The sequence below is a fragment of the Massilia sp. BGA-UO-ETr-WB1 genome (assembly GCF_059567845.1).
Genome location: NZ_JCAQOT010000026.1, coordinates 235,001 through 258,497 on the forward strand (window position 1 = coordinate 235,001; position 23,497 = coordinate 258,497).

General features: G+C 65.5%; 24 protein-coding genes. 18 read left to right on the plus strand and 6 right to left on the minus strand.

Annotated features, from left to right (window positions below; genetic code table 11):
- Positions 1-726: 726 nt before the first annotated feature.
- The 15 genes from AC56DV_RS23450 to AC56DV_RS23520 all read left to right on the plus strand — a co-directional run bounded on the left by AC56DV_RS23450 (position 727) and on the right by AC56DV_RS23520 (position 15,583).
- On the plus strand, positions 727-2,358 hold the full coding sequence (locus tag AC56DV_RS23450) for an outer membrane protein assembly factor BamB family protein (protein ID WP_496316632.1): 1,632 nt from the start codon (positions 727-729) through the stop codon (positions 2,356-2,358).
- A gap of 422 nt (positions 2,359-2,780) precedes the next feature.
- Positions 2,781-3,188 carry a hypothetical protein gene (locus AC56DV_RS23455; RefSeq protein WP_496316633.1) on the plus strand — a complete coding sequence of 136 codons (408 nt, stop codon included), beginning with the start codon at positions 2,781-2,783 and terminating at the stop codon, positions 3,186-3,188.
- 24 nt (positions 3,189-3,212) lie between these two features.
- Positions 3,213-6,662: an EAL domain-containing protein gene (locus tag AC56DV_RS23460; RefSeq protein WP_496316634.1), complete on the plus strand. Its 3,450-nt coding sequence runs from the start codon at positions 3,213-3,215 to the stop codon at positions 6,660-6,662.
- A 44-nt stretch (positions 6,663-6,706) separates the two neighbouring features.
- Positions 6,707-7,936: a helix-turn-helix domain-containing protein gene (locus AC56DV_RS23465; protein WP_496316635.1), complete on the plus strand. Its 1,230-nt coding sequence runs from the start codon at positions 6,707-6,709 to the stop codon at positions 7,934-7,936.
- Positions 7,937-7,982: 46 nt separating this feature from the next.
- Positions 7,983-8,657 (plus strand): Vgb family protein, encoded by a 675-nt coding sequence (locus AC56DV_RS23470; RefSeq protein WP_496316636.1) that lies wholly within the window; start codon positions 7,983-7,985, stop codon positions 8,655-8,657.
- A complete protein-coding gene (locus AC56DV_RS23475; RefSeq protein WP_496316637.1) occupies positions 8,647-9,417 on the plus strand; it encodes a DUF899 domain-containing protein in 771 nt (256 codons plus the stop codon). Before AC56DV_RS23470 ends, AC56DV_RS23475 begins: the two co-directional genes overlap by 11 nt.
- A 31-nt stretch (positions 9,418-9,448) precedes the next feature.
- The gene (locus tag AC56DV_RS23480) at positions 9,449-10,150 is read left to right on the plus strand and encodes a hypothetical protein (RefSeq protein WP_496316638.1); all 702 of its coding nucleotides are present in this window, start codon (positions 9,449-9,451) and stop codon (positions 10,148-10,150) included.
- Complete coding sequence (locus AC56DV_RS23485; RefSeq protein WP_496316639.1) at positions 10,065-11,303, plus strand: MFS transporter; 1,239 nt, start codon at positions 10,065-10,067, stop codon at positions 11,301-11,303. The genes AC56DV_RS23480 and AC56DV_RS23485 overlap by 86 nt, the downstream gene beginning before the upstream one ends.
- Positions 11,304-11,312: 9 nt before the next feature.
- Positions 11,313-12,965 carry a glycoside hydrolase family 43 protein gene (locus AC56DV_RS23490; RefSeq protein WP_496316640.1) on the plus strand — a complete coding sequence of 551 codons (1,653 nt, stop codon included), beginning with the start codon at positions 11,313-11,315 and terminating at the stop codon, positions 12,963-12,965.
- An 81-nt stretch (positions 12,966-13,046) separates the two neighbouring features.
- On the plus strand, positions 13,047-13,820 hold the full coding sequence (gene xth / locus AC56DV_RS23495; RefSeq protein ID WP_496316641.1) for an exodeoxyribonuclease III: 774 nt from the start codon (positions 13,047-13,049) through the stop codon (positions 13,818-13,820).
- A gap of 80 nt (positions 13,821-13,900) precedes the next feature.
- Positions 13,901-14,191, plus strand: coding sequence for a hypothetical protein (locus AC56DV_RS23500; protein ID WP_496316642.1), 291 nt, complete (start codon positions 13,901-13,903; stop codon positions 14,189-14,191).
- Positions 14,192-14,299: 108 nt separating this feature from the next.
- On the plus strand, positions 14,300-14,563 hold the full coding sequence (locus AC56DV_RS23505) for a type II toxin-antitoxin system HicA family toxin (RefSeq protein WP_496316643.1): 264 nt from the start codon (positions 14,300-14,302) through the stop codon (positions 14,561-14,563).
- Positions 14,560-14,805 carry a type II toxin-antitoxin system HicB family antitoxin gene (locus tag AC56DV_RS23510; protein ID WP_496316644.1) on the plus strand — a complete coding sequence of 82 codons (246 nt, stop codon included), beginning with the start codon at positions 14,560-14,562 and terminating at the stop codon, positions 14,803-14,805. Before AC56DV_RS23505 ends, AC56DV_RS23510 begins: the two co-directional genes overlap by 4 nt.
- Positions 14,806-14,886: 81 nt before the next feature.
- Positions 14,887-15,186, plus strand: a complete 300-nt coding sequence (locus tag AC56DV_RS23515) for an antibiotic biosynthesis monooxygenase family protein (protein WP_496316645.1) — start codon at positions 14,887-14,889, stop codon at positions 15,184-15,186.
- A gap of 94 nt (positions 15,187-15,280) precedes the next feature.
- A complete protein-coding gene (locus AC56DV_RS23520; protein WP_496316646.1) occupies positions 15,281-15,583 on the plus strand; it encodes a hypothetical protein in 303 nt (100 codons plus the stop codon).
- Here AC56DV_RS23520 and AC56DV_RS23525 read toward each other — a convergent pair.
- The gene (locus AC56DV_RS23525; RefSeq protein ID WP_496316647.1) at positions 15,580-15,894 is read right to left on the minus strand and encodes a DMT family transporter; all 315 of its coding nucleotides are present in this window, start codon (positions 15,892-15,894) and stop codon (positions 15,580-15,582) included. The two genes, AC56DV_RS23520 and AC56DV_RS23525, sit on opposite strands and share 4 nt — an antisense overlap.
- Before the next feature lie 230 nt (positions 15,895-16,124).
- Between AC56DV_RS23525 and AC56DV_RS23530 the strand changes: the two genes are divergently transcribed.
- The gene (locus tag AC56DV_RS23530) at positions 16,125-17,123 is read left to right on the plus strand and encodes an SLAC1 anion channel family protein (RefSeq protein ID WP_496316648.1); all 999 of its coding nucleotides are present in this window, start codon (positions 16,125-16,127) and stop codon (positions 17,121-17,123) included.
- A 17-nt stretch (positions 17,124-17,140) separates the two neighbouring features.
- Positions 17,141-18,103: a GlxA family transcriptional regulator gene (locus AC56DV_RS23535; protein WP_496316649.1), complete on the plus strand. Its 963-nt coding sequence runs from the start codon at positions 17,141-17,143 to the stop codon at positions 18,101-18,103.
- A gap of 20 nt (positions 18,104-18,123) precedes the next feature.
- Here AC56DV_RS23535 and pncB read toward each other — a convergent pair whose 3' ends face one another.
- The 3 genes from pncB to AC56DV_RS23550 form a co-directional block, all read right to left on the minus strand.
- On the minus strand, positions 18,124-19,311 hold the full coding sequence (gene pncB, locus AC56DV_RS23540; protein WP_496317276.1) for a nicotinate phosphoribosyltransferase: 1,188 nt from the start codon (positions 19,309-19,311) through the stop codon (positions 18,124-18,126).
- 20 nt (positions 19,312-19,331) lie between these two features.
- On the minus strand, positions 19,332-20,213 hold the full coding sequence (locus AC56DV_RS23545) for a cysteine hydrolase family protein (RefSeq protein ID WP_496316650.1): 882 nt from the start codon (positions 20,211-20,213) through the stop codon (positions 19,332-19,334).
- A gap of 150 nt (positions 20,214-20,363) precedes the next feature.
- Positions 20,364-20,978, minus strand: coding sequence for an FMN-dependent NADH-azoreductase (locus AC56DV_RS23550; RefSeq protein WP_496316651.1), 615 nt, complete (start codon positions 20,976-20,978; stop codon positions 20,364-20,366).
- A gap of 123 nt (positions 20,979-21,101) precedes the next feature.
- On the opposite strand from AC56DV_RS23550, the gene AC56DV_RS23555 reads away from it, so the two are divergent.
- Positions 21,102-22,019 carry a LysR family transcriptional regulator gene (locus AC56DV_RS23555; RefSeq protein ID WP_496316652.1) on the plus strand — a complete coding sequence of 306 codons (918 nt, stop codon included), beginning with the start codon at positions 21,102-21,104 and terminating at the stop codon, positions 22,017-22,019.
- Positions 22,020-22,087: 68 nt separating this feature from the next.
- Here the strand turns inward: AC56DV_RS23555 and AC56DV_RS23560 are convergent, their stop codons facing one another.
- Together AC56DV_RS23560 and AC56DV_RS23565 are read right to left on the minus strand one after the other, a co-directional pair.
- The gene (locus AC56DV_RS23560) at positions 22,088-22,894 is read right to left on the minus strand and encodes a CheR family methyltransferase (protein WP_496316653.1); all 807 of its coding nucleotides are present in this window, start codon (positions 22,892-22,894) and stop codon (positions 22,088-22,090) included.
- A gap of 22 nt (positions 22,895-22,916) precedes the next feature.
- Positions 22,917-23,486 (minus strand): chemotaxis protein CheW, encoded by a 570-nt coding sequence (locus AC56DV_RS23565; protein ID WP_496316654.1) that lies wholly within the window; start codon positions 23,484-23,486, stop codon positions 22,917-22,919.
- Between the last annotated feature and the right edge of the window lie 11 nt (positions 23,487-23,497).

The following is a 23,497-nucleotide window of genomic DNA, read 5'->3' on the forward strand; positions in this document are numbered from 1 at the left end:
GGATTACGCCATTGATTGCTTGGGGGCTATTAACGTCGCCCCTGAAGGACCTTATGTAATACGCGAGCACTGTGGCGATCCACCATCGTCGCTTACGCAAAATGCTTCGGAAGCAACAAAGCCAGATTTCAACTAGCAGCGGAAAAGCTCCTCAAAGACGAGCCTATCGCGCTGCTTGCGCACCGTTATTTTCTGGCGTTACGCCACAAAACATTTGTCCACGATGAAAATCCATATAGCCAGAGCATCCTCGGCGCAGCCATTAACGATGGAAGCAAACATTTTAAAGTTGAGAAGGTCTTCTGCATAAATTTCAACGCTCCCACTTTAAACGATAAGAACTACGGAAATCTGCATCTGCTGCTTCACAAGGTGCACGCTTGGGTCGTTGAGGAATTTAATCTTCTTTGCGATACGTTGTCATCTGAGCTAGAAAAGGAATCTATTAGCTCCCTCTTGGCACGCGACCCAATGACAATCACTGCTCCAACCGTCGAAGACGCGGACCGAGCGAAAGTCTTTCTGTAATTTCGGCACCGCCCGCTCCGAGCGGGAACCGCGTCGCCGGTGAAAGCGCGTCGCGGTCGGAGTCTCCTCGGTCATGTTTCGTCGGTGACTGCGCCCGCTTTACCGAACGCCTGTCACTGGGACACTACACACTGGCCGTGGACTTCAGCAACAAAAGTTACCAAACGGAATTCAATTTATTGTATAATATACAATTTCATGAAATTACAAATTCACATGCACTTGCAATTTATCACTTCTATTTTGATGCTCTCCCTCGCAGGTTGCGGTGGCGGGAGTGGCGGAAGCTCCAGCAACGGCGGCACCACCGTCCCCCCGGGCATCGACAATTCATGGCTGCAATTCACACCGTCAAGTATCGACGTCACCCAATACCAAGGTGAGTCGGTCTCCATTACGGTGAACGCCAAGGCCAATAAGACGTTCAGCCAGACGTTCAATGTGGGCATCATCGACACCAGCGGCACCATTGAACCAAACGCGCAACTGCAGGCTGTCACTCCCTACGAATACAACGCCAAACTGACGACGGCAAAGTCATTGGCGGTCGGAATCCATACGGCTTCTCTGGAAATCCGCCTCTGCGAAGATATCCCAACCGTCTGCGCCAAGCCCATTCCGGGTTCGCCTTGGAAACTGCCATTGAAAGTGACAGTGCAGCCACAGACCAACGTTTCTACCCTGACGAAAGTATCTGGCCTTGGCGCCTGGACCCACTTCCAAGGCAACGCCCAGCATTCGGGCTACGTGCCTGCCACGTTCGACCCCGCAAACTTCAGCCGGCGCTTGACGTGGGAACCGCCTAGCTCGGCTAACATACCTAGCTCGTTTCCGGACCTATCCATCGCAGATGGCCAAATCTTTGTTGTCACCTCTCCACCTTTCCAAGGCATGGCAACGCTATGGGCCATTAATGAAGCAACCGGCACGACGAACTGGAGCAAGCAACTTAGCGCAACCAAAGGCGGCATAACGCCTGTTGTTACTCAGGGCAAGGTCGTACTGACGATTTCCGACAGTACCGGCTCATCGCTGCAATACTTCGACCAGCGCGACGGTACGCTATTGCGCAAGGTTGCGATTAGTGGCCCGAGAGACTCGAGTGCCTCGAATCCGTCTTCACCGGTTGTAGTCAGCAATAGCATGTTCGTCGCCAAAGGTGATGACTACGGCTTTGCCGGCTACGACTTGGTGGGCGGCACGCAAATATGGGAAGTGGCAACGTCAGACCGGTTGGGCAGCTTCACCATGGCACCCGCAGCAGACAGCCAGTACGTGTACCGCGCCAAGGAGCCGAATCATCTCGGCGCATACCGGGTGACTGATGGCACCTTGGCCTATTCCGTGGGCAATTTTCAGCACATCGACTTCCAAAATGTGACGCCTGTACTGTCTGGTACAGGCATGGCATTTCTGGTCAACGATCGCTGGTACGGCGGAAGGGTCACCATGGGTGCAGTGGACTTGAACCAGCGCGCCGCGACGTGGATGGCACACAGTATCGATTCAATGCCGGTGGCATCGCCGACGGCAGTGTACGCAATCCAAACAGGCAGCTTGGTGGCGTTCGATCCCAAGTCTGGCGCTCAATTGTGGGCGACAAGTTTGCCGAATATCTCGATTAAGCCGAGCCTCCTTGTCACGGAAAATCTGATTTTCGTCAGCTCTGGCGATCTCAGCCGTCCACCTGTCACGCAGGCTATCGACTTAAAAACACACAAGATTGTCTGGTCCCATTCGCAAGGCGGAAGACTCGCCCTGTCCGACCGTGGTGTGCTGTACATCCAGATGCCGGATCGGCCGCGGATCGCCGCCATCAATTTGCGCTGATGTAGTACCGGGGCCTATACCGGTTACAGTCACGCTGTCGGCCCAACAGTGTGACAATGTATGTATTTTCCCACTGTCTGGAGGACGCGTTGCGCCACAATGGAAGACAGGATGTGTTCAACAGCGACTATGGCTCGCAGCCAAAGCGCAGCGGCGTCAGGACGGTTGAGCATTCTAATGCGCAGCAACGGCATTTTCGCCGGAGACAAGATAAGCAAAAGACGGACTGGTATGTCAGAAAGCGCTGCGTGCCGAATAGCAGCAGCACTTTTTCGGCCTCACATGCGGCGTAAATACAACCACTTTCCCGAGATATACCGCAGCGCAGCATTCTGTGACAATGTACGTATTTTCCCGCTCCGGCACCATGCTACCCTTCGACCAGAACACTCGGCATTCCGCCCAACCAACCTGGACGAGCTATGGATGCAGACGATTCAGCGCTGCGCGAAATCATCGACCTCTTCGTGCAGCCGGACTACAAAGAGCGCTTCCTCTACCTGCTGGAGAAGCCGAAACGCCGTGCGCAGCTCTATGAAGACTTGCTGCACGACGCAGGCAGGCTGCGCCACGACCGGCGGCTGGCGTTAACACCACCCCAATCGGATCCTGGCCACCTGTTAATGCTGCTCCGCAACAAAGGCGCCGGCCAGACCTGTTTCGTATTTTCCCGCCGCCACGACCTCGACGGCCAGCAAGTGGATTTGCGCGCAGCCCTGGAATCGGTCGCCGGGCAGATGAGCGAAGTAATGCTCTATTGCCCGAAAGCCAAGGTTGCCTTCGTCGAGGAGCATGACGGCCGCCAGTTCATCCTGTCCCAACAGTTGTAGCTGCATTAATCCCCATTAATCCACATGCTTAACTATCTCCAACTGGTCACAGCCGCACCGCCCAGTAGCCTGCTGTACGAGGGGCGTTACGATCCGCTGCTGGTGATGCTGTCGGTGGTGGTGGCGATCTTCGCCTCCTACGCGGCGCTGCTGGTATCCCAGCACGCGGCCGGCATTGCCGGCGGCGCGCGACGGCGCAGCTGGCTGCTGGTGGGCGGGCTGTGCCTGGGCCTGGGCATCTGGGCCATGCACTTCGTCGGCATGCTGGCCTTCACGCTGCCCTGCACCAGCAGCTACGACTACCGCATCACCCTGCTCTCCACCTTGCCCGGCATGCTGGCCAGCACCATGGCCTTGAGCCAGATCAGCCACCGCGACATCAGCGGCCGCGAACTGGCCGCCGGCGGCCTGTTGCTGGGCGCCGGGATCGGGGCCATGCATTACTCCGGCATGGCGGCCATGCACCTGGACGGCTTCATCCAGTACGACCTGAAATTGTTCCTGCTCTCCATCGTGGTGGCGGTGGCGCTGGCCACGCTGGCCTTGTGGACCAAATTCCGCCTGATGTCGCTGCGCGCCGGCTGGCGCCGGCATGCGTCCCTGATCGGCGCCTGCGTCATGGGCCTGGCGGTGGCTGGCATGCACTACACGGCCATGGCGGCCGCCTATTTCATCCGCGCCGGCGACAATCCCGCAGCCGATTCCCAGATCGGCAGCGCGCTGCTGGCCGCCATCGTGCTGTTTGCCACCAGCCTGATCATCGTGATCACCATCGTGGCGACCTACGTCGGCAAGCACAAGCTGTTCTCCTTCGAACACTCCTACAAGCTGGCCGCCGCAGTGACGGCCGGATGGGTCATGGTGGCATGGCTAAGCGCGAACTATTTTCACGAGCGCATGGTGCGCGAGCTGGACCGGGAGGAATCGCAACAGGCCCGGCAGCAGGCGGGCGAAGCCGCAAGCCACATCGCGGCGCACTTGCAGCGGATGAAGGGCATCCCCGTGATGCTGAGCCGCAACGCGGCGGTGCGCAGCGCCTTGCGCCAGCGGGGACCGGCGCCGGCGGCGCTGAACCAGGAGCTCAAGCTGATCGCGCACGACCTGGATGCCGATGCCCTGTGGCTGCTCGACGCGCGCGGCGACTGCATTGCCACCAGCAACGCCGACACGCCGGCCAGCTTTGTCGGCAGCAACTACGCCGACCGCACCTACTTCCTGCAAGCCAAGGCGGGCCGCAACGGCCAGCAATACGCCATGGGGCGCGCCAGCAATATCGCCGGCTTGTACTATTCGACGCCCATCTTCGAAGGCGGAACCTTCTCCGGCGCGGTGGTCGTCAAGCGCAATGTCTCGCGGCTGGCGGCGTGGACCGGGCCCATCAGGGCTTTCCTGTCCGACGCCCACGGCGTCATCGTGCAGGCCGCCGATCCGCGCCTGGAGTTCCGCACCCTGCCGCAGGCCACCGTCGCCACCCTGGCGCTGCAGCAGCGCGTGTCGCTGTACCGGCGCGACCGCTTCGATCCCCTGCAGATCAGCTCCTGGGGCGAGGCCCATTTCCCGGCCGCCGTCCGCCTCGGCAGCGACGAGACGCCGGTCGTGCTCACTTCCGCGCCCCTGGCCAATGACGCCCTGGCGGTGCACGTGGCGCGGCCGCTGCCGGAGCTGGCCCGCCTCGGCACGGAGCGCCTGTGGCTGTTCCTGCTGATCGCGCTGGCCGGCAGCATGCTGATCGTCGCCGCCTCGGCCATCGTGCTGTATCTGCGCGCCACGCACAAGGTGGAGGCCGATCTGCGCGTGGCCGCCACCGCCTTCGAGGCCCAGGAGGGCATGGTGATTACCGATGCCGACGGCGTGGTCGTGCGCATCAACAGCGCCTTCACCGATATCACCGGCTACACCGCGCAAGACGCGGTGGACCACCAGCTGAAGCTGGCCGACACCAGCCGCCATGATGCGCAGTTCTGCGCCGGCATCTGGCAATCCGTGCGCAGCATGGGTGCATGGCAGGGCGAGATCTGGAACCGGCGCAAGAGCGGCGAGCCCTTCCCGGAATGGCTCACCATCACCGCCGTGCGCGACGGCGGCGGCCACGCCACCCACTATGTGTGCACCTTGACCGACATCAGCCGCCGCAAGGCCGACGAAGAGGAAATCCGCAACCTGGCGCTGTACGATTTCCTGACCGGCCTGCCGAACCGGCGCTGCCTGATGGAGCGGCTGGAACACGCGATCCGGGGCAGCGAGCGCAGCGGACACTACGGCGCCCTGCTGTTCATCGATCTCGACCATTTCAAGGACTTGAACGACACGCTGGGCCATAACATGGGCGACCTGCTGCTGCTGCAGACGGCGCAGCGCTTCGTGGCCAGCGTGCGTTGCAGCGACACCGTGGCACGCCTGGGCGGCGACGAATTCATCGTGCTGCTGGAAGACCTCGGCACCAGCCAGCAGGACGCGGTGATCCATACGCGCGAAGTGGGCGAGAAAATACTGCGGCACCTGAACCAGGCCTATGCCCTGGGCGACCACGAGTTCACCTGCAGCGCCAGCATCGGCGTGACCGTGTTCCAGGGGAACGGGGAAAGCGTGGCCGCGCTGCTGAAGCAGACCGACCTTGCCATGTACCAGGCCAAGGCCGCCGGCCGCAACGCGCTGCGCTTCTTTGAAGCCAGCATGCAGGAAGTGGTCACCATGCGCGCCGCGCTGGACGCGGATCTGCGCCTCGGCTTGCAGCTCGGCCAGTTCCACCTGTACTACCAGCCGCAGGTGGACGCAGCGCAACGCGTGACCGGCGCGGAAGCGCTGCTGCGCTGGCTACATCCGCAACGCGGCCTGGTGCAGCCGGCCGACTTTATCGCCGCCGCCGAGGAATCGGGCCTGATCCTGCCGCTGGGGCGCTGGGTGATGGCATCGGCATGCGCCAAGCTGGCGGCGTGGGCACGCCAGCCGGAGCTGGCGCATTTGACCGTCGCGGTGAACGTCAGCCCGCAGCAATTCCGGCAGCCGGATTTTGTTGAACACGTGGCAGCGATCCTGAAAACCAGCGGCGCCAACCCGCAGCGCCTGAAACTGGAGCTGACCGAAACCATGCTGCTCGACGATGTGGAACTCGCCATCAGCAAGATGGCAGCGCTCAAGGCGCGCGGGGTGGGCTTTGCGCTGGACGATTTCGGCACCGGCTATTCCTCGCTGTCCTACCTGCAGCGCTTGCCGATCAGCCAGTTGAAGATCGACCGCTCCTTTGTGCGCGACATCCTCAACAGGTCCGGCGACGCGTCCATCACCAGGACCATCATCAGCCTGGCCCAGACCATGGGCCTGGCGGCGGTAGCCGAAGGCGTGGAAACGCCCGAACAGTTCGCCTTGCTGGCCGAACTCGGCTGTGACGGCTACCAGGGCTACTGGTTCGGCCGTCCGGTGCCGGCGGAAACGTTCGAAGCGGTTTTGCAGGGCCAGCCGGCACTATCGGTATGACAGCCGCCGGCCGCCGGTAGCAGCGCCCGGTGTATGCTAGCGGCATGGACTCCCTGATCGCCGCCTCCGCGCGTGCCCTCGCTGCCGGAGACGCTCTCGGCGCGCTCAAACGCGTTGCCCTGCGCGACGACCCGCCTGCACTGGCTCTGCGCGGCATCGCCATGGCGCAGCTGGGCGAGCATCCGCGCGCGCGTGAACTGCTGCGGCTTGCCGCCCGCGGCTTCGGCGCGCACGAGGAACTGTCCCGCGCGCGCTGCGTGGTGGCCGAGGCCGAAGTGGCGCTGGCCGTGCGCGACTTCAGCGGTTCGCCGCGCGCCTTGACCTCCGCCATCGCCACGCTGGAAGCGCATGCCGACCGCGCCAACGCGCTGCAAGCGCGCCTGGTCTCCGCGCGCAAGCTCCTGCTGCTGGGCCGTCTCGATGAGGCCGCCGCCGCGCTGGCGCGCATCGACACGCAAGGCCTGCCGCCCGCACTGGCCGCGGTGGCCGAGCTGGCGGCAGCGGAACTGGCCTTGCGTTCGCTCAGCATGGACCCGGCCCGCGCCGCGCTCACCCGCGCAGGCCATGCCGCCGGCCGCGCCCGCGTGCCGGCGCTGATGGCGGAAGTGGCGGAAGCACAGGCGGCGCTGGAGCGCCCGGCCGCACGCCGCCTCTCCGCAGGCAGCGAACAGCTGCTGCGGCTGGACCAAGTAGCCGCCCTGCTTGCCTCGGACGCGTTGGTGGTGGACGCCTGCCGCCGCGCCATCGGCACCGGCGGGGACACAAGCGCATGGCACTCCCTGGCCCACCGCCCCGTCCTGTTCTCCCTGGCCCGCGCGCTCGCCGAAGCCTGGCCCTCCGACCTCGACCGCGAATCCCTGATCGCCACCGCCTTCAACACGCACGCCCCCGACGAAACCCACCGCGCCCGCCTGCGCGTGGAAATCGGCCGCCTGCGCGCGCTCGTCAAAGATGTGGCGCGCATCGCAGCCACGCCGCGCGGCTTCATCCTCCAGCCGCACGGCGAGCGCGCCGTGGCCGTGCTGGCGCCGCCCATCGCCGGCGAACAGGCCTCGCTGCTGGCCCTGCTGTCCGACGGCGCGGCCTGGTCCACCTCGGCCCTGGCGATGGCCCTGGGCGCCAGCCAGCGCACCGTGCAGCGCGCGCTGGCCGATCTGGAGGCCGAGGGGCGCGTGCGTTCCATCGGCAAAGCGCGCACCTGCCGCTGGCTGGCGCCCCCGCTGGCCGGATACACGACAATCTTGTTACTCCCCGCCGCGCTGGCAATGGCATAAAGTTCTCTTGCGGCGCCGGTCCGTGGCGCGACACCAGGAGACAGCAATGACCAGCAAGAAGCAACCCAGCCCGCAAGCGGCCGAGATCGTGCGCGAGTACGGCCCGTTCGAAGGCGCCGGCAGCATCGCCGGCGTCACCCATGACGGCCAGCGCGTGTGGGCCGCCACCGGCGCCAAACTGATCGCCTTCGATCCCGCCAGCGGCGAGACCACGCGCACGCTGGAGCGCGCCTGCGACGCCGGCACCGCCTTCGACGGCACCTATCTGTACCAGATCGCGGAAGACCGCATCGACAAGATCGACCCCGCCACCGGCAATGTCCTGTCCTCCATCCCCGCACCCGGCCAGGGCGGCGACTCGGGCCTGACCTGGGCCGAAGGCAGCCTGTGGGTGGGCCAGTACCGCGACCGCAAGATCCACCAGATCGATCCCGCCACCGGCGCGGTGATCCGCAGCATCAGCTCGGACCGCTTCGTCACCGGCGTCACGTGGGTGGACGGCGAACTGTGGCACGCCACCTGGGAGGGCGACGACAGCGAAATCCGCCGCGTCGACCCTGACAGCGGCGCCGTGCTGGAGTGCCTGGCAATGCCGGCCGGCGTGAACATCAGCGGGCTCGAGTCGGACGGGGCGGACCTTTTCTATGCCGGCGGCGGTGGCAGCGGCAAGGTGCGCGCAGTGCGCCGGCCCAAAAACCAAGGAGCAAATCATGAACGATAACCTTACCCATCCTGTTGTAAGCAATGAGCAGTGGACCAGCGCGCGCAAGGCCTTGCTGGCGCGCGAAAAGGAACTGATGCGCCTGCACGACGAAGTCGCCCGCGAACGCCGCGCGCTGCCGTGGGTGCGCGTGGAGAAGAACTATGTGTTCGACACGCCCGACGGACAGCGCACGCTGGCCGACCTGTTCGCAGGCCGGCGCCAGCTGATGGTGCAGCATTTCATGTTCACGCCCGGTGCGGCGCAAGGCTGCCGCAGCTGTTCCTACATGGCGGACCACACGGACGGCGCGCTGCCGCACCTGGCCCAGCGCGACCTGGCGTTCGTGGCCGTCTCGCGCGCGCCGATAGCGGACATCGAACGCTTCCGCCAGCGCATGGGCTGGCAGTTCCAGTGGGTCTCGTCCGGCGAGGGCGATTTCAACTACGACTTCCACGTGAGCTTCAAGCCGGAGGAGATGGCAAACGGCGAGGTCGATTACAACTTTACCATGCAGCCCTTTCCCCACCCGGACGCGCCCGGCATCAGCGTGTTCTACAAGGACGGCGCGGGACGGATCTACCGCACCTATTCCACCTACGGGCGCGGCGTGGAAGTGATGATGCACACTTATGCCTTGCTGGACCTGACACCGATGGGCCGCCAGGAAGAAGGCCTGGCCGACACCATGGCCTGGGTGCGCCACCATGACTTGTACGAGTCCGCGCCGGGGACCGCCAACGCGAACGCAGCCGCCGGCTGCTGCCACGCGCAGGCCTGACGCGCGGACCACCCGGGCATGCGGAGGCGGCATGGAAAGCCTATGGCCGTGGCTGGCGGTGGCGGGGGCAGGCGCGCTGCACGGGCTGAATCCCGCCTCCGGCTGGGCCTTCGCCGCCGCCCGGGGCATGCGCGCGCTGCTGCCGATTGCGGCCGGCCACACCGCTTCCGTGGCGCTGGTGGCCGCTGCGGCAATGCTGGGCATGTCGGTGGACCGCGCCATGCTGCAGGCGCTGGCGGGCGCGCTGCTGGTGCTGACGGTGCTGGCTGCTGCCGCGCATCTGCGGCGCCGCAGGCCCGCCTGCCAGGCGGCGCTGGCGCTGTGGTCCTGCATGATGTCCACCGCGCACGGCGCCGGCCTGATGCTGGTGCCGGCCCTGATCCCCCTCTGCCTCAGCGACATCCCCGCCCGCCAGATCACCGCCTCCGGCTCGCTGGCGCTGGCGCTGGCCGCAGTGGGCGTTCACACCGCCGCCATGCTCGCCGCCACCGCCCTGGCGGGCACTTTCGCAGCCTCGTTGGCGCACAACAAGATAGCGCAATCATTACTCTCGGCATCACGCCGATATTATGGTATGGTTCCTATCCTGTCACATTTATGGTTGCGCAAACATGGCTATCTCCAAGATCAAAGGACTCCGCTGGTGGATGATAGGCTTGATCATGCTGGGCGCGGTCATCAACTACCTGACACGCAGCACGCTGGCCGTCTCAGCGCCGACGCTGCTGACTGAACTGAACATCACCACCCAGGAATACTCGTACATCACGGCAGCGTTCCAGGGCGCCATCATGCTGCAGCCGCTGTGCGGCTACGTGCTGGACGTGATCGGCCTGAAATGGGGTTTCGCCATGTTTGCAGCGGCGTGGTCGGTCATCTGCATGGCGCACGGCATGGCCACCAGCTGGCAGGCGCTGGCCTGGCTGCGCGGCTTCCTCGGACTGGCCGAGGGATCGGCCAATCCGGCCGGCATGAAGGCCGTGTCCGAATGGTTCCCGGCCAAGGAGCGCGGACTGGCGGGCGGCATCTTCAATATCGGCGCCTCGTTCGGTTCCATGCTGGCGCCGCCGCTGGTGGTGTGGGCCATCCTGCACTACAACTGGCAGTCCGCCTTCGTCATCACCGGCGCGCTGGGCCTGGTGTGGGTGGCGGCCTGGCTGCTGCTGTACGAAGCGCCCGCGCGCCACCGCCGCCTGTCGGCCGCCGAGGCGAAGCACATCAGCGACGGCCAGGAACAGCACCTGCAGGGCGACGGCAAGCGCCCGTCCATCACCAGCATCCTCAAGATGCGCAATTTCTGGGGCATCGCCCTGCCCCGTTTCCTGGCCGACCCCACCTGGGGCACGCTGTCGTTCTGGGTGCCGCTGTACCTGACCACGGTGCGCCACTTCGACCTGATGCAGATCGCCATGTTCGCCTGGCTGCCCTTCCTGGCGGCCGACCTGGGCTGCCTGTTCGGGCCGGTGGTGGTGCTGGCGCTGCAAAAGCGCGGCGTGCGGCTGATTAACGCGCGCCGCAGCGCCTTCACGCTGGGCGCCTGCATGATGATGGGCGTGGCCTTTGTCGGCTTCGTGGACAGCCCGTATGCGGCGATCGCCTTGCTCAGCCTGGCCGGCTTCGCGCACCAGACCTTGTCCGTCACCGTCATCACCATGTCGTCCGACCTGTTCCGCCGCAATGAAGTGGCCACCGTGGCCGGCATGTGCGGCACCTTCGGCAACCTGGGCCTGCTGCTGTTCTCGCTGCTGATCGGCGGCCTGATTTCCAGCGTCGGCTACACGCCGTTCTTCGTCAGCCTGGCGGTGCTGGACCTGCTGGCGGCCGTGCTGCTGTGGGGCCTGGTGCGCGAGCCTGAGCAAACTCCCCTCATCACGAAACCAGCGTAGATTCAAGCAATGATCCAGAACCCCATCCTCCCCGGCTTCAATCCCGACCCGTCCATCGTGCGGGTGGGGGACGACTACTACATCGCCACCTCAACGTTCGAATGGTATCCGGGCGTGCAGATCCACCATTCGCGCGACCTGGTGAACTGGCGCCTGCTCACCCGTCCGCTCACGCGCGCCAGCCAGCTCAACATGCTGGGCGCGCCGGATTCCTGCGGCGTGTGGGCGCCCTGCCTGAGCCATGCGGACGGCCTGTTCTGGCTGATCTACACCGACGTCAAGCGCTACGGGCGCACGTCCACCGGCGCCGCCAGCGGCGGCGCGTCCCTGCGCGACTTCCACAACTACCTCGTCACCAGCCCCTCGATCGAAGGCCCGTGGTCCGACCCGGTTTATCTCAACAGCAGCGGCTTCGACCCCTCGCTGTTCCATGACGACGACGGCCGCAAATACCTGCTCAACCAACTGTGGGACCACCGCCCCGGCAGCAACCGCTTCGCGGGCATCGTGGCGCAGGAGTACTCGGTGCAGGAAGGCCGGCTGATCGGCCGGCGCGAAAACATTTTCAAGGGCACGCCGCACGGGCTGACCGAAGGGCCGCACCTCTACAAGCGCAATGGCTGCTACTACCTGCTCACCGCCGAGGGCGGCACCGGCTGGAACCACGGCGTGACGATGGCGCGCGCGCGCAACCTGCATGGGCCGTACGAGCTGCATCCCGACCAGACCATCCTCAGTGCGCGCCACCGTCCCGACGCGGCGCTGCAGCGCGCCGGCCATGGCGACCTGGTGGACACGCAGGACGGCCGGACTTACATGGTGTACCTGTGCGGCCGGCCGCTGCGCAATCGCGGCACCTGTACGCTGGGACGCGAGACCGCCATCCAGCCCATGGTGTGGGGCGAGGACGGCTGGCTGCGCAGCGCCGACGGCCAGGGCACGCCCGAGCTGCAGGCCGCCGCGCCGGGCCTGCCGGAGCACCGTTTCGCCGCCGCGCCGGCGCGCGAGGAGTTCGACGCGGCAGAACTGCCGGTGGCGTTCCAGTGGCTGCGCACGCCATGGCCGGAAGAGCTGTTCAGCCTGACCGCGCGGCCCGGCCATCTGCGCCTGTACGGCCGCGAAAGCCTGGGCAGCCAGTTCCGCCAGGCGCTGGTAGCGCGCCGCCAGCAGGCGCACTGCTACAGCGCGTCCACCGTGGTGGAGTTCGAGCCCGAGCATTACCAGCAGCAGGCCGGCCTGGTGTGCTACTACGGCGGCGCCAAGTTCCACTACCTGTACATCACGCACGACGAGGCCGTCGGCAAGCATCTGCGCGTGATGAGCAGCCTGCCCAACCACGTGCAGGCGGACGCCTTCACCGCGCCGGTTGCGCTGCCGCCGGGCGTGCCGGTGCAGCTGCGCGTGGAAGTGGACGAGGAGCGGTTGTACTTCGGGTACCGAGTGGACGGGGACGGCGGCGAGTGGCAATGGCTGCCGCAGCAATTCGACGCCAGCATCCTGTCGGACGAAGCCAACGCCCCCGGCCAGCCCAACTTCACCGGCACCTTTGTCGGCATGGCGTGCCAGGACATGGCCGGCAGCGGCCTGCACGCAGACTTCGACTATTTCGACTACCGCGAGCGGCCCTACTGCATCGACCCGGTGCAGCTGCCGTGCGATTGATGCAGCGCCGCCGTTGAAAGCGTGCGGCAGACCTGGCCGCTTGCAGTCACAATAGACGCTCCATACGACTGCGGAGGGGCCATGCGCATCGCCACGTTCAATGTCAACGGCATCACCAGCCGCCTGCCCGCCCTGCTGCAGTGGCTGGCCGAAACCAGGCCCGACGTCGCCTGCCTGCAGGAGCTGAAAGCGCCGCAGGAAAAATTTCCCGAGGCGGCGCTGAACGAAGCCGGCTACCAATGCATCTGGCACGGCCAGAAGAGCTGGAACGGGGTGGCGATCCTGGCGCGCGGCAAGGCGCCGCTGGAGGTGGGGCGCGGCCTGGCGGGCGATCCGGAAGACGCGCAAAGCCGCTACATCGAGGCGGCGGTGAACGGCGTGGTGATAGCTTGCTTGTATCTGCCCAACGGCAACCCCGCGCCCGGTCCCAAGTTCGACTACAAGCTGAAATGGTTCGAGCGCCTCACCGCGCGTGCCGCCGAGCTGCTGGCCACCGGCGCGCCGGTGGTGCTGGCGGGCGACTTCAACGTCATGCCCACCGAGCTGGACGTGTACAAGCCCGAGCGCTGGGTGGACGACGCGCTGTTCCGCCCGGAAACGCGCGCAGCCTTTCACCGGCTGCTCGAACAAGGCTGGTGCGACGCCCTGCGCACCATGCATCCCGGCGAGCGCATCTATACATTCTGGGACTATTTCCGCAACGCCTACGGCCGCGACGCCGGCCTGCGCATCGACCATTTGCTGCTCAGCCCGGCGCTGGCTGGCAAGCTGAAAGCGGCCAATGTGGACCGCGACGTGCGCGGCCGGGAGAAGCCCAGCGACCACGCGCCCACCTGGATAGAGCTTGATTTATAGCTGAATCTATTTTGCTGGACATCCCCGGCGCGAGTCCTATACTCCTCATACCCACGTGCAACCAGAAGGAGGAGACCATCATGGACGCATACGAACCACGGCGCCGCAAATTCGAGCAGCAAACCCACTCGGGCACCACCAGCGCCGGCAGCATGGGCGCAGGCGCCACGGGCGGCAGCAGCCAGTCCGGCATCCGTGACGCAGCCGTGCCCGGCAACAGCCAGTCCGCCGGCCGCACCGACGACCTGCTGTCCGGCGGCTGCACCGAAGACCAGCGCGCCGAAGGCTTCCAGCGCGACTGCAACGCCGACGCCCTGCGCCAAGGCCTGGAAAAGCCCGCTACGCCCCGCAGCGGCGGCAACCGCCAATAGCATTCGCTTGACAGCCTCGGCCAACCGGCCCAGCGCTTAATCTCTATCAAACAGCCAAGTAGACTTAGCCGTTATTGTTCATGAATCCAAGTCCGAGAGACTACATTCATGAACACGACGGCCAAGCTACTGCGGCGCTTCACGCAGGGCTTGCAAGACTTCACATGGCAAGAGTTAGTGGCCGTGCTGGCGAGTTTGGGCTTTGTAGAGACCTCTGGCAGCGGCGGATCGCGCAGAACTTTCGTGTCTTCGCAAGGTCAAAAAATTCACCTGCATCGACCACCTCCCGGCAATATTGTGAAGCGCTATATGATGAAGCAGGTTATTGCAGCGTTAAGAAGCTATGGTGTCGCCATCAAGGAGCATACATGAGCGAAGTCTACTTAAGTTATGGCGGATACACAGGTTCTGTAGAAGTAAGCCTTGAAGATGACTGTTTGTTTGGAAGGCTTCTTCAGATTCGAGATCTCGTCACTTATGAAGCGGACACGGTAAGCGGCCTGAAGGAGGCATTTATCGCGTCGGTCCAGCACTACCTTGAACAGTGCAAGCAGGACGGTTTGGAACCGGATCGCCCTGATCCTGGCCGGCCTTTGGCGGCTAGGCCGCCTTGAGCATCTGGTATTAGCTCAGCGGCCTGCATGGTTTTGTGCTTTCGGGCAAAATGGTTGGATTGCCAACCAGAGGACCTGACCATGATTTACGAAGTCGCCGAAATTCAGATCAAACCCGACACCAACGCCGCGTTCGAAGCAGCCGTCAAGGAAGCGGTGCCGCTGTTCAAGCGCGCCAAGGGCTGCGAGGCGATGCGCCTCGAGCGCATCATCGAGCGTCCGGACACCTACCACCTGGTGATCAACTGGACCACGCTGGAGAACCATACCGTCGACTTCCGCGGCAGCGAGGACTTCCAGGCCTGGCGCGCGCTGGTGGGCGGCTTCTTTGCCCAGCCGCCCAAGGTTGAGCATACCGAAACCGTCGTCACCGGCTTCTAAGCCAACTTAAGCCCCCCCCTGCGAAAGCGGCGACGCAGCGCGCCGCTTTCGCACACAATACGCCATCACGCATCGATTCAAGGAGCACGCCGTCATGGCCACCACCATCCACCGCAATTTCATGTCGCAGGACGACGCCGAAGCGGCCCGCAGCGCGCTGCTGGCCGCAGGCTTCCCCGCCGCCGCCCTCAACCTGGCGCCGCACCGTTCGTTCGCGCAGAGCACCACCGTGTCGGCGGTCGACAATATCTTCAATTCCCTCACCCCGGACGACGCGGACAAAACCGATGAGCGGCGCCCACGCCCGGTCGCGCTGCTGAGCGTGGACGTGCTGGACGACGAACAGCGCGAGCAGGCCGAAGCCATCCTGCGCCGCCACAACGCCATCGACGCCTAGGAGACCAGCTTCAGGCCTACCAGGCCGCCAATGATGAGGGCCAGGCAGGCCAGGCGTGCCGGCGTTGCGGCGTCTCCCAGGAACAGGATGCCCGCCAGCGCCGTGCCTACGGCGCCGATACCGGTCCATACCGCGTAGGCCGTGCCCACCGGCAGCGAGCGCAGCGCAACCGACAGCAGCCATATGCTGGCAACGCCCAGCACGGCGGTCGCCACGCCGGGCAGCGGCCGGCTGAATCCCTCCGACCATTTCATCCCCAGCGCGAACGCAATTTCCAGCAGCCCGGCAATCGCCAGGTAAATCCAAGCCATGATAGTCCCCTGTAAAAGCGGGCATTGTGCAACGCGGCGCCTGCGCCGCGTAAGGCGCGCGCAGCGCCGGTAACGGCCAGGCTGGCGCCTTTTTCGGCCAACGCCGGCGCACCCGGCGGGCATGGCCGGCATCGCGCCCAATTTGGCTGAAAGTGATGCTTTGGATCGCTTTCAGCCAACGATGGCGCGGCCGATAATGGACTCATCGCAACCCATGCAACGGAGTCCCCATGCAAGCCGCCACCGGCACCAACACCGGCAACGCCGCCCTGCCCGCCAGCCGCTCATCCATCCAGCACCTGCCCGTCAACCTGTTCGCCTCGGTGATGGGGCTGTCCGGCCTGGCGCTGGCCTGGCGTCTCGCCGCCGCCACCTTCGGCGCCGATATCGCCATCGCTCACGGCATCGGCGTACTGGCCCTCCTCGCGTTCGTGGTAATGGCCGCAGGCTATCTCGTCAAAGCGGTGCGCTACCCGGACACCGTGCGCAAGGAGTTCATGCACCCGGTGGCCGGCAACTTCTTCGGCACCATCACAATCTCCCTCCTGCTGCTGTCCGCCGTGGTGGACGTCTACAGCGCCTTCTTGCAGCAGGCCCTGTGGACGCTGGGCGTGGTGGCCACCATCGCGCTCAGCTTCGTCGTGGTCGGCCGCCTGCTGCGGGGGAATGCCGGGCCGGGCAGCGCCGTTCCCGCCTGGCTGATTCCGGGCGTGGCTACGCTGGACATCGCCGTCACCGGCGCCACCATGCCCATGGCCTGGGCCCACGAAGCCAACCTGCTGGCCGTGGCCATCGGCGGCGTGCTGGCCGTGGTGTTCTTCGTGTTGATCTTCTCGCGCCTGGTGCACAGCGAACCGCTGCCGGCGGGCATGACGCCGTCGCTGATGATACTGGTCGCCCCTTTCGAAGTGGGCTTCCTGGCCTACATCAACCTGGTGCAGCAGGTGGACATGTTCGCCTCCATGCTGTTCTACTTCGGCCTGTTCATCTTCGTGGTGGTGTCGCTGCGCGTGTTCCGCCCATCGGTGCCGTTTGCCGCCTCCTGGTGGGCCATCGGCTTCCCGCTGGCCGCCCTGGCCAACGCCGCGCTGAAGTACGCCGGCGCCACCGGCAGCGGCGTACTCACCGTGCTGGCCGCCGTGCTGCTGTCCTTCCTCACGGCCGCCATCGCCATCCTGCTGGTACGCACGCTGCACGCCCTGTTTTCCGGTAAGCTGCTCAGTGCCTAATTTCACAGGAGCTCACGATGCGCATCGCCGTGCTGGTCTTCCCCGGAGTGCAGATGCTGGACGCGGTCGGCCCCATCGAAGTGTTCAACGAGGCCGCCCGCCACACCGGCCGGCCGGACGCCTACCGGCTTGAACTGGTGGCGCCGCAGGCAGGCCCTCTGCGCGCGTCGAACGGCATGGTGTTCCACGCGGACGTGGCGCTGGACGCCGTCGCCGGCGGCATCGACACGCTGCTGGTGGCGGGCAGCCCGCATATCGACGCTGTGGATGACGAGGCCGCGCTGCTGGACTGGCTGCGCGCGCAGGCGGGCCAGGTGCGGCGGCTGGGCTCCGTGTGCAGCGGGGCCTTCCTGCTGGCGCGCGCCGGCCTGCTGGACGGAAAGCATGTCACCACGCACTGGAACAGCTCCGCCAGGCTGGCGCGCGACTTCCCCAAGGTGCACGTGGAGGCGGACCAGATCTATGTGCGCGACGGCGCGCTCTACACCTCCGCCGGCGTGAGCGCCGGCATGGACCTGGCGCTCGCGCTGGTGGAGGAAGACCATGGCCGCGAAGTGGCGCTGAGGACGGCGCGCGAACTGGTGATGTTCCTCAAGCGTCCCGGCGGGCAATCGCAGTTCAGCGCGCACCTGGCGGCGCAATCGTCCGAGCGCAGCGCGATACGGGAAGTGCAGGAATGGGTGCTGGCCAGCCTGGCCGAAGCGCTGACGGTGGACGACATGGCGGCGCGCGCCGGCATGAGCACGCGCAATTTCTCGCGCCAGTTCAAGCAGGACACCGGCATGACGCCGGCCGACTTCGTGGAAGGCGCGCGCATCGACGCCGCGCGGCGCCTGCTGGAGGACACCACCAATCCGCTCAAGCGCGTGGCCGCGTGGAGCGGCTTCGGCAACCCGAACGGCTTGCGGCGCGCCTTCCAGCGCCGCCTGGGCGTCACCCCCGGCGACTACCGCATGCGCTTCCAGAAGGCCGCGAACTGAATGCGAACCAAACTGGAAAATCAAGCCGGGTGATGGAACACCTGGCGCAGGTAAGCCAGGAAAGTCTCGTCCTTGCACATGGTCTTGCCCGGCGAATCGGACAGCTTGGCCACCGACTGGCCGTTGCAGCGCACCAGCTTCATGACGATGTTGAGCGGCGTCAGGCCGACGTCGTTGGTGAGGTTGGTGCCGATGCCGAAGCCGGTCATGATGCGGCCGGCGAAGTGGCGGTACAGGCTGAAGGCGGTCGGCAGGTCCAGGCCGTCCGAGAACACCAGGCGCTTGGTGTTGGCGTCGATGCGCAGCGCGGCGTAGTGCGCCAGCGCCTTCTCGCCCCACACCACCGGGTCGCCCGAGTCGTGCCGCAGGCCGTCGAACAGCTTGGCGAAGTACAGGTCGAAGTCGTCCAGGAAGGCGTCCATGCCCACGACGTCGGTCAGCGCCACGCCCAGGTCGCCCCGGTACTCCTGCACCCAGTCCTCCAGCGCCGCCTTCTGGAAGTCGCGCAGGCGCACGCCGAAAGCCTGGAAGGACTGCATGTACTCGTGCGCCATGGTCCCGATCGGCACCATGCCGAGGCGCTTGGCCAGGTAGACGTTGGAGGTGCCCTTGAAGTACTGCGGCACCTCGGCCGCCAGGCGCAGCACCACCTCGTCGTGCCACGCCGCGGAGAAGCGGCGGCGCAGGCCGAAGTCGGAGAATTCGAAGGGATGGCGCAGGCCGGGCTGCAGGCCGAACGCTTTCAGCGAAGCGATCTTGTCGACCAGCCGCTCGCGGCCCTCTGCCAGCGCGGCCTCCTGGTCGAAGCGGCGGAAATACAGCTCGTTGACGATGTAGAGCACGAAGATCTCGAAGCCCATCACATGCACCTGCGGCCCGGCTGCGGTGATGGCCAGCGAGTCGCCCTTCACTTCCACGTGGATGAATTTGCGCTGGAAGCGGAACACGGCCAGGAAGTCAACGAAGTCTGCCTTCATGTAGCGCAGCGAGCGCAGGTAATCCAGCTCGTCGTCGGCGAAGGACATGGCGCACAGGTGGTCCAGTTGCGCGTTCACTTCATCGGCCAGTTCGGCCAGCGGGAACACGGTGGTGTTCCGGCACAGGAATTCATACTCGGCGTGCGCGCCCGGATGGCCATGCAGCAAAGCCTGCCACATGCTGAATTTATACAGATCGGTTTCAAGCAGGCTGCGTACCACGGGGATCATCAAGTTATTCTCCAATCGCTTCAGCGGCCTGCGTTGAGCAGCAGCTCCTGCAGCACGTCGCCCGACTGGGCCAGGCGCACGCCGCTCTCTTCCATCTCTTCGAGGAAGTCCTGGTACTGGTCGCAGAAGCCGGCCACGGGGCTCATGCAGTCGGTGATGAGCACCAGGCGGCGCCGGCCGTCCTCGCCGAAGCGCGCGGTGAACTGCGCGGCGATATGTTCGGTGGTCGCCTTGACGCAATGGCTGCCGGCTTCACCCGCGATATAGACCAGCTCCGCCTCGGCCAGGCGGTCGATCAGGGTGCGGTTCAATTGCGTGTCCGGGTCGGCGTCGTCGGGCACCTCGGCCATCACGGCGGAATAGTGCTCGGTCCAGGGATTGGCGCCCTTGGCGATCTTGGCGACGGTGCCAAGCGAGGCGTCTTCCCAGCGGTTGTAGGCCGAGCGCACGTCCTCGTGCACGTTGTGGCCCCAGGAGCCGATCTCGCAGTGCACCGGCCAGATCATCAGGCGGTAGCGGTCGGCCTGTTCCAGTGCGTCCAGGTAGGCCAGCGCGCGCGGCAAGGCGGCGGCATCGCGCGGCAGGAATTTTTTCGCGCGCACGTCGGCGGCGGTGATCTGGGTGAACGCTTCGGGCGCGGCGCCCTCCGCGTTAAGCCAGAAGGTGGGATGCGCGATGTCGTAGCGGTGATGGGAATCGAGGGTGACGCTGATGGCCGTCAAGCCGTGGCGGCCGCGGTCGATCAGGCCCGCCAGGCGCAGCATGTCCTGGTGCGCGCCGGGCACCGGCAGCGCGGGCGCGTGCAGGCCCTTGGTGGCCGGATTCTCCGGCAGATAAGCGGCAGGCAGGTCGCAAAAATCGTTTTGCGGGTCGATGACAAGCAGGTGCAGTTTGCGTTTCATGGGCAGGCTCCGTGGCGCGATAGCCCCATCATACCGTCTGCCCGGATTTCCTACAAAACACCACGGATTCCTACAAGCGACCTCAGCCGCATTCGGGGTCAGCGGCCTGAGCCGCATTCGGGGTCTGACCCCGAATGCGGCTCAGCTTGCTTAGGCGGCGACCAGCTCGTCGATCGACTTGCGGCTCTTGGCCAGGGTGTCGGCCACGGCTTGCTCGCCCAGCGCCACGCCTTCGGCTTGCACGAAGGTGATGTCGGTCAGGCCCAGGAAGCCCAGCACGGCGCGCAGGTAGGTGCTCAGGTGGTCGTAGGCGGCGCCGGGACCTTCGCTGTACACGCCGCCGGTGGCGGTGAACACGTAGACTTTTTTGCCGGTCAGCTGGCCGACCGGGCCGGTTTCGGTGTATTTGAAGGTGACGCCGGCGCGGGCGATGTGGTCGATCCAGGCTTTCAGCGTGGAGCTGACGGAGAAGTTGTACATCGGCGCGCCGATCACGATCACGTCCGCCGCCTGCACTTCGGCCACCAGGGTGTCGGAGGTCTTCACGGTGTGGGCCTGCTCGGCGTTGCGCGCTTCGGCCGGGGTGAAGAAGGCGCCCATCATCTGCTCGGTCAGGTGCGGCACCGGGTTGGCGGCCAGGTCGCGCTCGACGATGGTGTCGGACGGGTTGGCGGCCTTCCATTTGGCGATGAATTCAGCCGACAGCTGGCGCGACAGGGAACCGGAATTGCGCACGCTGCTGTTGATGTAAAGTACGTTTGCCATGATGCTGCTCCTTCAAGATGTGGAACCTAAGTGGGACCCGGTTGGGATTGCATGCATCATAAAACGGGTTTAGTATCGATGAAATACTGTAAATTTCAATCGATAGCATCGATTTTTTAGATCATGAGAGATCCCGGCCACCCTTCCCTCGACCAGCTGCGCGTGTTCATCGCCGTTATCGACCATGGCGGCTTCGCCCATGCGGCGCGCGCGCTGCACCGCACGCAGTCCGTCATCAGCTACACCATCGCCAACCTGGAGGAGCAGCTCAACATCGCGCTGCTGGACCGCCGCAACCGCAAGCCCACGCTCACCGAGGCCGGCCGCGCGCTGCTGGCGGACGCGCGCGCCGTGTCGATGCGGGTCGACAGCATGCGCTCGCGCGCCAAGGCGCTGTCGTCCGGGCTGGAGGCGGAGGTGTCGCTGGTGGTGGACGTGATGTTCCCCACCTGCCTGCTGGTGCGCATCCTGAACGACTTCCAGCAGCACTTCCCCACCGTGGCGATGCGCTTGCGCACCGAGGCGCTGGGTGCGGTAACGCAGCTGGTGCTGGAGCGGGTCTGCCACATCGGCATCTGCGGCGGCGTGATCGCGCCGCCGGACGCCATCGAGCGCCGCGCGGCGGGCGAGGTGACGATGATGCCGGTGTGCTCGCCGGACCATCCGCTGGCCAAGATCGAGGGCAAGATCCCGGTGTCGGCGCTGCGCGACCACATGCAGCTGGTGCTCACCGACCGCAGCTCGCTCACCGCCGGCAAGGACTTCGGCGTGCTGGGACTGCGCAACTGGCGCCTGGGCGACCTGGCGTCCAAGCATGCGCTGCTGCGCGGAGGGCTGGGCTGGGGCAGCATGCCGCACGCCATGATCTACGACGACCTGGCCAGCGGCCGCCTGGTGCAGCTCGATATCGCGGACGGCAAGGCGTTCCAGTATCCGCTGTTCGTGATCCATCGCGGCGACGAGGAGCCGGGACCGGCGGGCCGCTGGCTCACGCAGCAGTTCCTGGACCTGGACCACCAGCTGCCGCACGGCGCTTACTGAATCCGGCGCGCTGCACGGCGCTGTCTTCCACCACCAGCGCGGTGTGGCCGGACCAGTCTTTCATGGGCTCACGGCTTGCGGTAGATCGACGGCGCCACCATGGCCACGTCGCCATTGATGTCGTTCAGGCTTTCGGAGTGGCCGATGAACAGGTAGCCGCCCGGCTTGAGCTGCTGCGCCACGCGCGCCACCACCTGGCGCTTGGTCTCGGCGCTGAAATAGATCAGCACATTGCGCAGGAAGATCACGTCGAAGCTGCCCAGCTGCGGCAGCGCGGTGTTCAGGTTCACTTCCAGGAACTGCACGCGCTGGCGCAGCGGGCGCTGCACCAGCAGCGTGCCCGCGTACTGGTCCAGCCCCTTCAGGCAGAAGCGCTGCAGGTAGCTGTGCGGGATGTTGCCGGTGCGTTCCATCGGGTAGTGGCCGAAGCGCGCCTTGCGCAGCACGCGGCTGCTGATGTCGGATGCGGCAATCTCCCACGGCCGCTCTTCCAGCACGTCGGCCAGCACCATGGCGATGCTGTACGGCTCCTCGCCGGTGGAGCAGGCCGCGCTCCAGACGCGCATGCCCCGGCCGCCCTCGCGCGCCTGCAGCGCCACCTTGCGCAGCAGGTCGAAGTGTTTGTTCTCGCGGAAGAAGTAGGTTTCGTTGGTGGTCAGCAGGTCCACCGCGAACTGGGTTTCGCCGGGCTCGCGGCCGCTGGACAGCAACTTGAAATACTCGCCGTAGGAGTTCACGCGGTGGTGCTGCAGCCGCTTCGACAGGCGCCCGCTGACCAGCGCCTTTTTGCTGGGCGCCATCGTGATGCCGGCAGCGTCGAAGATGAAGCGCTGGAACTGGGCGAACTCGTGGTCGCTGATGGCGGTCGGGGTCATGGCGTTCGATCGAGGGCAGGGTTCAGGCTTCGGCTGCCAGGGCGCGTTCGCCGGTCGAGGCCAGCGCGCTGATCTCGTCCGCCGACAGCACCTGCGCAGCGTCCAGCAGGATCACGAACTTGCCGTTGACCTTGCCCATGCCGGCGATGAAATCGCTGCGGATGCGCGCGCCGAAAGCCGGCGCCGGTTCGATGTCGGCGGCGGCAATCTCCAGCACCGCGTTGACGGCGTCCACCATCACGCCGATCACATGCTGCCCGTCCGCCTGGCCCTGCGCCACTTCGACAATGATGATGCAAGTGCGCTTGGTGATCTCGCTGGCCTTGCGGCCGAGGCGCGCGGCCAGGTCCATCACCGGCACCACGGCGCCGCGCAGGTTGATCACGCCGCGAATCGCTGCGGGCATCATCGGCACCGGCGTCAGGCCGGCGTACTCGATGATTTCCTTCACCGCCAGGATACCGACCGCGTAGATCTCGCCGCCCAGCATGAACGTCAGGTACTGCCTCGGCTCGGCGGCGCCGGCCGGGGCCAATGCCGGCGCGGATACCGGCGTGGATGATTGCGCCAGCGCGTTCGCTTGCGAGTTCATACGCTGCCCTC